The organism is Cellulomonas sp. A375-1, assembly GCF_001040865.1.
GTDB classification, from domain to species: domain Bacteria; phylum Actinomycetota; class Actinomycetes; order Actinomycetales; family Cellulomonadaceae; genus Cellulomonas; species Cellulomonas gelida.
Map to the genome: position 1 here is coordinate 18,897 of NZ_LFKW01000144.1, position 8,173 is coordinate 27,069.

At 74.5% G+C, this 8,173-nt stretch carries 7 protein-coding genes; 2 read left to right on the top strand and 5 right to left on the bottom strand.

Annotated elements, in window-relative coordinates; genetic code table 11:
• On the top strand, positions 1-942 hold a 942-nt coding region (locus CWIS_RS15540), incomplete at its 5' end, for a UDP-N-acetylmuramate dehydrogenase (RefSeq protein WP_048344258.1).
• Here CWIS_RS15540 and CWIS_RS15545 read toward each other — a convergent pair.
• Positions 943-1,968 (bottom strand): adenosine deaminase, encoded by a 1,026-nt coding sequence (locus CWIS_RS15545; protein ID WP_048344241.1) that lies wholly within the window; start codon positions 1,966-1,968, stop codon positions 943-945.
• A gap of 124 nt (positions 1,969-2,092) precedes the next feature.
• Between CWIS_RS15545 and CWIS_RS15550 the strand changes: the two genes are divergently transcribed.
• Positions 2,093-4,327, top strand: a complete 2,235-nt coding sequence (locus CWIS_RS15550; protein ID WP_048344242.1) for a hypothetical protein — start codon at positions 2,093-2,095, stop codon at positions 4,325-4,327.
• Between the two features lie 50 nt (positions 4,328-4,377).
• Here the strand turns inward: CWIS_RS15550 and CWIS_RS15555 are convergent, their stop codons facing one another.
• From CWIS_RS15555 to CWIS_RS15570, 4 genes are read right to left on the bottom strand one after another with little or no spacing between them, the layout of a single operon-like run.
• On the bottom strand, positions 4,378-5,004 hold the full coding sequence (locus CWIS_RS15555; RefSeq protein ID WP_048344243.1) for a response regulator transcription factor: 627 nt from the start codon (positions 5,002-5,004) through the stop codon (positions 4,378-4,380).
• Positions 5,001-6,260, bottom strand: a complete 1,260-nt coding sequence (locus CWIS_RS15560) for a sensor histidine kinase (protein WP_231583939.1) — start codon at positions 6,258-6,260, stop codon at positions 5,001-5,003. Before CWIS_RS15560 ends, CWIS_RS15555 begins: the two co-directional genes overlap by 4 nt.
• 43 nt (positions 6,261-6,303) lie before the next feature.
• Positions 6,304-7,164 (bottom strand): ABC transporter permease, encoded by an 861-nt coding sequence (locus tag CWIS_RS15565; RefSeq protein WP_048344244.1) that lies wholly within the window; start codon positions 7,162-7,164, stop codon positions 6,304-6,306.
• Positions 7,161-8,054: an ABC transporter ATP-binding protein gene (locus CWIS_RS15570; protein WP_048344245.1), complete on the bottom strand. Its 894-nt coding sequence runs from the start codon at positions 8,052-8,054 to the stop codon at positions 7,161-7,163. Before CWIS_RS15570 ends, CWIS_RS15565 begins: the two co-directional genes overlap by 4 nt.
• Positions 8,055-8,173 lie beyond the last annotated feature (119 nt).

An 8,173-nucleotide genomic window follows, 5' to 3' on the forward strand; every position in this document is an offset into this window, starting at 1 on the left:
GTCGCCGACGCGGGGTTCGACGGCGTCGTCGTGCGCGACGTACGGACCGGCATCGACGTGCCCGACCACTCGGCGTGCGCGGGCGTGACGTACACGGTGCCCGCGGGGACGCCGTGGGACGACGTCGTCGCCGAGGCGACGAGCCACCGCCTGTACGGGATCGAGGCGCTCTCGGGCATCCCGGGCTCGACCGGCGCGACGCCCGTGCAGAACGTGGGCGCGTACGGGCAGGAGGTCGCGCAGACGATCGCGACCGTGCGGGTGTGGGACCGTGAGCGGGCTCGCGTGCGCACGCTCCCGGTCGTCGACCTGCGGTTCGGGTACCGCACGTCTCTGCTCAAGCGCTCCCTGCTCGCGGCGGAGGACCCGCGCCGCGACCCGCGCGACCCCGCCGACGAGCGGGCCCCCTGGGGGCCGACGCCGCGCTACGTGGTGCTCGACGTGACGTTCCAGCTGCGCCAGGGGACGCTGTCCGCGCCGATCGCGTACGGCGAGCTCGCCCGCGCCCTCGGGGTCGAGGTCGGAGAGCGCGCACCGCTGCTCGACGTGCGTGCCGCCGTGCTGGAGCTGCGCGGCCGCAAGGGGATGGTCCTCGACCCGGCGGACGCGGACACGCGCAGCGCGGGCTCGTTCTTCACCAACCCGATCCTCGCGTCGGCCGCGGCGGCGGCGCTGCCCGCGGAGGCACCCCGGTTCCCGGCCGGCGACGGCCTGGTCAAGACGAGCGCCGCGTGGCTCATCGAGCACGCCGGGTTCGCGCGCGGTCACGGGCTGCCGGGTGCGGCGGCGCTGTCGACCAAGCACACGCTCGCGCTCACCAACCGCGGCGGGGCGACGAGCCAGGACGTGCTCACGCTGGCGCGCGAGGTGCGCGACGGCGTCCGCACCGCGTTCGGCGTGACGCTGGAGGCCGAGCCCGTCCTCGTCGGGCTGACGCTCTAGCTAGCGCGCCGGGCTCGCCAGCCAGTCGTCGACGCCCGCGAGCAGCCGCGCGCGGACGCCGTCGCTCGCGCGGCTCGCGGTGATCGACGAGCGCGCGAGGGCCGCGAGCGCGTCGTCGTCGAACCCGTGCACGTCCCGCGCCGCCTCGTACTGGGCGAGCAGCCTGGCGCGGAAGAGGAGCGGGTCGTCGGCGCCGAGCGCGACCTGCGCGCCGGCCGCGACGAGCGTCCGCAGGGGCACGGACGCCGGGTCCGGGTACACGCCCAGCGACACGTTGGACGCCGGGCACACCTCGAGCGCGACGCCCGACGCCACGATCTCGTCCAGCAGCCGCGGGTCCTCGCCCGTGCGCACGCCGTGCCCGAGCCGGTCGGGGTGCAGGTGCGTGACCACGTCCTGCACGTGCGCCGGGCCCAGCAGCTCACCGCCGTGCGGGACCGACGCGAGCCCGGCGCGTCGGGCGATCGCGAACGCCGGCGCGAACTCGGCGGTCTCGCCGCGACGCTCGTCGTTCGACAGGCCGAACCCGATGACCTCGCCCGGGCCGTCACCCGCGTACCGCGCGGCGAGCCGCGCGAGCGTGCGCGCCTCGAGGGGGTGCCGCATGCGCGACGCGGCGACGACGACCCCCACGTCCACGCCCGAGCGCGCGCTCGCGGCGCGTGCCTCGTCGAGCACGATCTCCAGGGCCGGCGTGATCCCGCCGACGAACGGCGCGTACGACGTCGGGTCGACCTGGATCTCGAGCCGGCCCGAGCCCTCGGCGGCGTCGTCGGCGGCGGCCTCGGCGATGATCCGACGCATGTCCGCCTCGCCGCGCACGCACGCGCGGGCCGCGTCGTAGAGGCGCTGGAACCGGAACCAGCCGCGCTCGTCGGCCGGGACGTGCAGCGGGTCCGCGTCGAGCAGGACCGCGGGCAGCCGGATGCCGTGCTGCGCGGCGAGCTCACCGAGCGTGCTCACCCGCATCGACCCCGTGAAGTGCAGGTGCAGGTGCGCCTTGGGGAGCAGGGCCAGGTCGCGCACGGCGGTCAGTCTGCCAGGTGAAATCTCGTCCACCTGGGGAAGACCCGCACGCGGGCCCCTCCGCGGTCCCTACGATGTGCGGGCCGTCGCCTCCTGGCGTCGCGCGACGACCTCTGGGGGTTCCATGGACCACGACCCGTCTGCCGCGCTTCTCGACGACCCGTCGACGTCCGCCGCGCAGCTCGCTCGCCTCGCCGCCGAGCGGCCCGACCTGCGTGCGCGCATCGCCGCGCACCCGGCGGCCTACCCCGAGCTCCTGGGGTGGCTCGCCGCGCAGGGCGACCCCGTCGTGGCGGCCGCGGTGGCCGCGCGTACGGCCGCTGCTCCGGGCGCCCCCGCACCGGCGCCTGCGCCGGCTCCCGCGCCGGCCCCGGCGCCCCAGCAGTACGTGACCGACCCCGGCTACGCGCCGGGCGGGTACCCGCAGCCCGGCCAGGCGCAGCCGGGACAGACCCCGGCGGGGTACACGCCCGCCGGGCACGTCCCGACCGGGTACGCCCAGCCGGGGTACGCCCAGCCGGGGTACGCCCAGCCCGGTGCTGCCCAGCCCGGTGTGGCCTGGGGCCAGGACAGCGCGCTCGACGCCGAGGGCAACCCGCTGACCGGCGAGTTCGCGCCCGTGGGTGAGCAGCCGCGCCGCCGCCGCACGGGGTTGTGGGTCGGCGCGGGCGTCGCCGCGGTCGTCGTCATCGGGGCCGGCGGGTACGCGGCCTGGGCGACCGTCCTGAGCAAGCTCGGCGGGGCGTCGTCGCCCGACGCCGCGGTGAGCCAGCTGCTGCAGGGTGCGGCCGACAAGGACGGCGTCGCGGTCTACGGCGTCCTCGCGCCGTCCGAGGTGAAGTCCTTCGGCGACGCGATGGACAGCCTCGGGGACCTGCGCGGCGACGAGCAGTACCTCGACCCCGAGAAGGTCGCCGACGCGCTCGACGCGCTGCAGGTCGAGCTCAAGGGGCTCGACCTCGTCGTCGAGGAGGTCGACGAGGGGCTCGCGAAGGTGCGCATCGCCGAGGGCACGCTGACGGTCGACGGCGAGGCGGAGGAGCTCACCGACCTCATGCTGGACGCGTTCGCGCCGGTGTTCGAGGCCGCCGGGCAGGCGCCGTCCGACGAGGACCGCGCCGAGGCCGTCGACGAGCTCGAGGCCGCGCTGCCGTGGTCGGTCAGCGCCGACGAGCTCACGTGGGACACCGAGGCCGGCGAGGAGCAGCCGTTCCTCATGGCGGTCGAGGAGGGCGGCGACTGGTACGTCAGCCCCCTGATGACGATCGGCGAGTACGTGACCGTCGCGCAGGGCGGTCAGCGCGGCGCCATGCCGTCGGACGACGACAAGGGCTTCTCGTCGTCGCAGGACGCGGGCACGGCGTTCGTCGAGGCGCTGCCGGCCCTCGCGACGGGAGACCTGGACGCGCTCACGCAGGCGCTGTCGGTCGGTGAGCGCCGGTTCGTCTCGGTGTACGTGTCGCAGTGGGTCGGCGAGACCGGCTCGGACGACTCGGGCGTCTCGGTGGGCAGCGCGACGTTCACGTCCAAGGACCTCGGCTCGGGCCGGGCGCTGCTGCTGCCCGAGAAGATCAGCATCACGTCCGACGGTGAGGAGGCCACGCTCGAGGGCACGTGCCTCACGGCACCGAGCGGCGGCGAGCCCCGGAAGGCGTGCCTGGAGGACTCGGCCCCCGGCCTGGTCGAGCTCGGTCTCGACGAGTGGGGCCTGATCGCGGTCAAGGAGGACGGCGGCTGGCGCGTGTCGGTGCTGGCGACCCTCGCGCACCTGGCGGAGACGATCGGCGAGAACGGCGCGCGTCTGCAGGCCGAGGGCAAGTTCGAGGACCCCGAGTGGGTCGAGAAGAACTTCGGCGGTGCGGTGCCCGGCCTGCCCGGCCTCGGTGGACTGGGCGGGCTGGGCGGCCTCGGCGAGCTGGGCGGGCTCGACACGTCCGGCGACTGGTCCGGCGGTGCGGGTGACGACTGGCTCGACGACAGCGGCGACCTCGACCTCGGCGACGGCACGGACGGCACGGCCGACGACCCGGCCGACGACGACGCGCTCGACGACTGGGACGACGGCGCGTGGGCCGTGCAGTCCGACCTGTTCTCGCTCGGCATCGAGGTGTCGATGTACTACATCGACCCGAAGGGCGACCTCACGCCCAACGCGCTGAGCATCAAGGACGGCACCTACGTCTTCACGACCCCTGACGGCTCGCGTGAGGTCAGCGAGGTGAGCGAAGGCGTCAGCGCCGTGCGGTTCGTACCTGGCTCGAACGACGGCTCCGACTTCTGCGTCGAGCTGCAGAGCGCCGACGGGCCGTGGTCGTACACGCCGCAGGGCAGCGCGACCGAGGGCGGCTGCGAAGGCTGATCGACTGACGGCGCCCGCCGTCCGGCCGACCGCGGTCCCGAGGGACGCGGTCAGCCGGACGGCAGGATGCCGCGCGCCATCGCGACCGTGACGGCGCGCGTGCGGTCGTCGACGCCGAGCTTGGCGAAGATCCGCAGGAGGTGCGTCTTGACCGTGGCCTCGGCGATGAACAGCTCCTGGCCGATCGCGGCGTTCGACAGCCCCCGCGCGACCGCCGCGAGCACCTGGGTCTCCCGTGCAGTGAGCCGCTCGTCGCCGCCGCGCAGCTGCTCCACCAGGCGCCGCGCGACCGACGGCGACAGCGCGGCCTCGCCGCGGGCGGCGGCGCGCACGCCCGCGACGAGCTCGGCGCGCGGGGTGTCCTTGAGCAGGTAGCCGGTCGCGCCCGCCTCGACGGCCCGCAGGATGTCGGCGTCGGTCTCGTACGTCGTCAGGACGAGCACGCGCGTGCTCGGCAGCTCGGCGACCAGCCGCGCGGTGGCGCCCGCGCCGTCGAGCCGCGGCATCCGCAGGTCCATGAGGACCAGGTCGGGTTGCAGCGCGTGCGCGAGGGCGACCGCCTCCTCGCCGTCGGACGCCTCGCCGACGACCTCGACGTCGGGCTCGACCCCCAGCAGCCCGGCGAGCCCCGAGCGCACGACGGGGTGGTCGTCCGCGATCACGACACGGATGGTCATGCGTGCGTCTCCGTCCTGGCGTCCTGGTGCGGCACGGGCAGGCGCATCGTGACGCGCGTCCCGGCCCCGGGCGTGCCGTCGATCCGGAAGTCGCCGCCGACCACGCGGGCGCGTTCGCGCATGCCGCGCAGCCCGGTGCCCTCGACGTCGTCCTCGCGCACGCCACGGCCGTCGTCGACGACCTCGAGCTCGACGCTCGCACGAGCGTCGCCGCCCGCGTCGGTGCTCGCGCCGGGCGTGCCGGCCGACGCATGGTGCAGGGCGAGCCGGACGTGCCGCGCGTCGGCATGCCGACGCACGTTCGCGAGCGACTCCTGCGCGGCGCGCAGCAGCGCGACCGCGACGTCCTGCGGGACCTCGACGTCGTGGGCGTCGACCGTGACCTCGAGCCCCGTCTGCGTGTGCAGCTGGTCGCCGAGCCGGCGCAGCGCGGCAGCCAGGCCGTCGTCGAGCGCGGGCGGGGAGAAGGCCGCGACGAGTGCGCGAGCCTCGGCCAGGTTGTCGCGTGCGACCGCTTCGATCTGCGCGAGCCGCTCGCGAGCCTGCTCGGCCCGGCCCGCATCGAGCTCGGCCGACGACGTCTGCGCGAGCATGACCACGCTCGTGAACCCTTGGGCGAGCGTGTCGTGGATCTCCTGCGCGAGCCGCGCCCGCTCGGCGTGCACGCCCTCGGCGTGGTGGCTCGCGGCGAGCGCGGCCTGCGTGGCGCGCAGGTCCTCGAGCAGCTCGGCGCGGACCTCGCTCTGCTCGGAGACGTGCGTGATCCACAGGCCGAGCGCGATGGAGAACAGCAGCCCCACCGTGGCCTGACCGACGATCTGCGGCAGGTCGGCGGGGGTGGCCTCGACCTGCAGCGCGGTCGCGCCGATGATCCCCAGCGTCAGCGCGACGGTCCACGCGAGCCCCTGCCACCGGGAGAGCGCGAAGAACCAGATGTGGGAGTACGCGATGAACAGCAGGACGATGCCCATCTGGACGGCCGCGGTCTCGTACGTCGTGACCAGCACGAGGACCCCGAGATAGGACTGCGTCAGGCGGGCGTCGGCCAGGCGGGCGCCGCGTCGTCCGAGGAGCTGGTAGGCGACGACGAGCACGACGAAGCCGGCGAGCGAGGCGAGCGCAGCGCCCGCCGACTCGGCCGTCGGCACGGCGAACGCGGCGCTGATCGCCACCAGGATCCAGAACGCGAGGTCCCACGCGCGCATCGACCCGCGCCAGAACTCCGCCCGGCCGCCGACCGCGTTGTCCGTGCTCACGTCGGACAAGCCTGCCAGGTCGGAGCCCACGCGATGCTGCACGTCAGCCGTCGTCCCGTCGGCGCCACCGGAACCACCGAGCGCCCAGGACGAGCCCGACGACCAGCCACGCGAGCAGGACGGCCGCGATCGCGCCGTGCTGCCACGTCCCGCTCACCTCGAGCGCAGCAGCCTCGTCGGGCAGGAACACCGAGCGCATTCCCTGGGCCATCCACTTGAGGGGGAAGACCGACGCGACCTGCTGCATCCACGACGGGAGCTGGTCGAACTGGAAGAACACGCCCGAGATGAACTGCAGCACCAGGACGATCGGCGTGACGACCGCGCTCGCAGACCGTCCGCTGCGCGGCACCGACGAGAACGCGACGCCGCACACGGCGCCCGTCGCGGTGCCGAGCAGCAGCACCCACGCGAACGTGGCCCACGCGGCCGAGCTGTCGGGCATGGGCACGTCGAACGCGAGCGCCGCCACGAGCAGCAGGATCGTCACCTGCAGCACGCAGCTGACGAGCACCTGCCCGATCTTGCCGACGAAGTACGACGCCGCGGGCAGGGGAGTGGCGCGCAGCCGCTTGAGCCCGCCCTCGTCGCGCTCCACGGCGATCGCGATCGCGAGGTTCTGGAAGCTCGAGAGCATGACGCCCGTGGCGATCATGCCCGGCAGGAAGTACTGCGCGAACGGTACCGAGGAGTCGCCGAAGTCGATCGAGTTCCCGTCCTGCCCGAACACCGTCGCGAAGATCGCGAGCATGATCACCGGGTAGGCGAAGATGAAGATCACCGCGTCGCGCTCGCGGAAGAAGCCGCGCACCTCGTAGCGGGTGCGGGCGAGGCCCAGACGCAGCGTGCCGGGCAGCGGGCCGGTCGCGCTCACGCGCTGCTGCGCGGGAGTCGTCGTGCTCATCGTGCGTCCTCCGTCGTCTCCGTCGCGGCGTCCTGATCCGCGTCCCCGCTCGTGCGCCCGATCAGGGCCAGGTACACGTCCTCGAGCGTGGGGCGCAGCACCTGCAGCGCGGGCACCTCGCCGTACGTCTGAGCGAGCCGCTGGACCACGGCGGTCGGGGTGTCGGTGCGCTCTTCGTGCGGACCGTCGGCGGCGGTCCAGCGCACGAGCGCCTGACGTGCGGTGCGGCCGCCCAGGTCCGCGGGCGCACCCTGCGCGACGACCTTGCCCTCGTTCACGACGACGACGCGGTCGGCCAGGTGCTCGGCCTCCTCGAGGTAGTGCGTGGTGAGCAGGATCGTCGTGCCGTCGTCCCGCAGCCGTGCGATGAGGTCCCAGAACGAGCGACGGGCCTGCGGGTCGAACCCGGTGGTCGGCTCGTCGAGGAACACCAGCTCGGGCCGCCCGACGATGCCGAGCGCGACGTCCAGGCGGCGACGCTGACCGCCGGAGAGCTGACGCGACCGCGTCCCCACCTTCTCGCGCAGCCCGACGGCGTCGATGACCTCGTCCGCGTCACGCGCGTCGGGGTAGTACTGCGCGAAGTGGTGGACGAGCTCCCCGACCGTCGCCTCGGCGAGGTCGTTGGTGGTCTGCAGCACGACTCCGAGGCGGGACCGCCAGGCGCGACCGGCCGTGGCAGGGTCCTCGCCGAGGACGCGCACGTCGCCGGCGTCGCGGTGCCGGAAGCCCTCGAGGATCTCGACGGTCGTCGTCTTGCCGGCCCCGTTGGGGCCGAGGACGGCGAGGATCTCGCCTTGCTCCACGACGAGGTCGAGACCGTCGACCGCCTTCTTGTGGCCGTAGGCCTTGCGCAGCGCGCTGACCTCGACGGCTGGTGCTGATGTCATGCCTCAAGCCTGGCCCTGCGGCGGCCCCCGGGAAAGCACCGGAGGACCGGAGTCGGTGTCCACCGATCGGTGGACACCGACGTGCGACCACCCGGCGCGATCCGGGCGCCCGCGGCCCG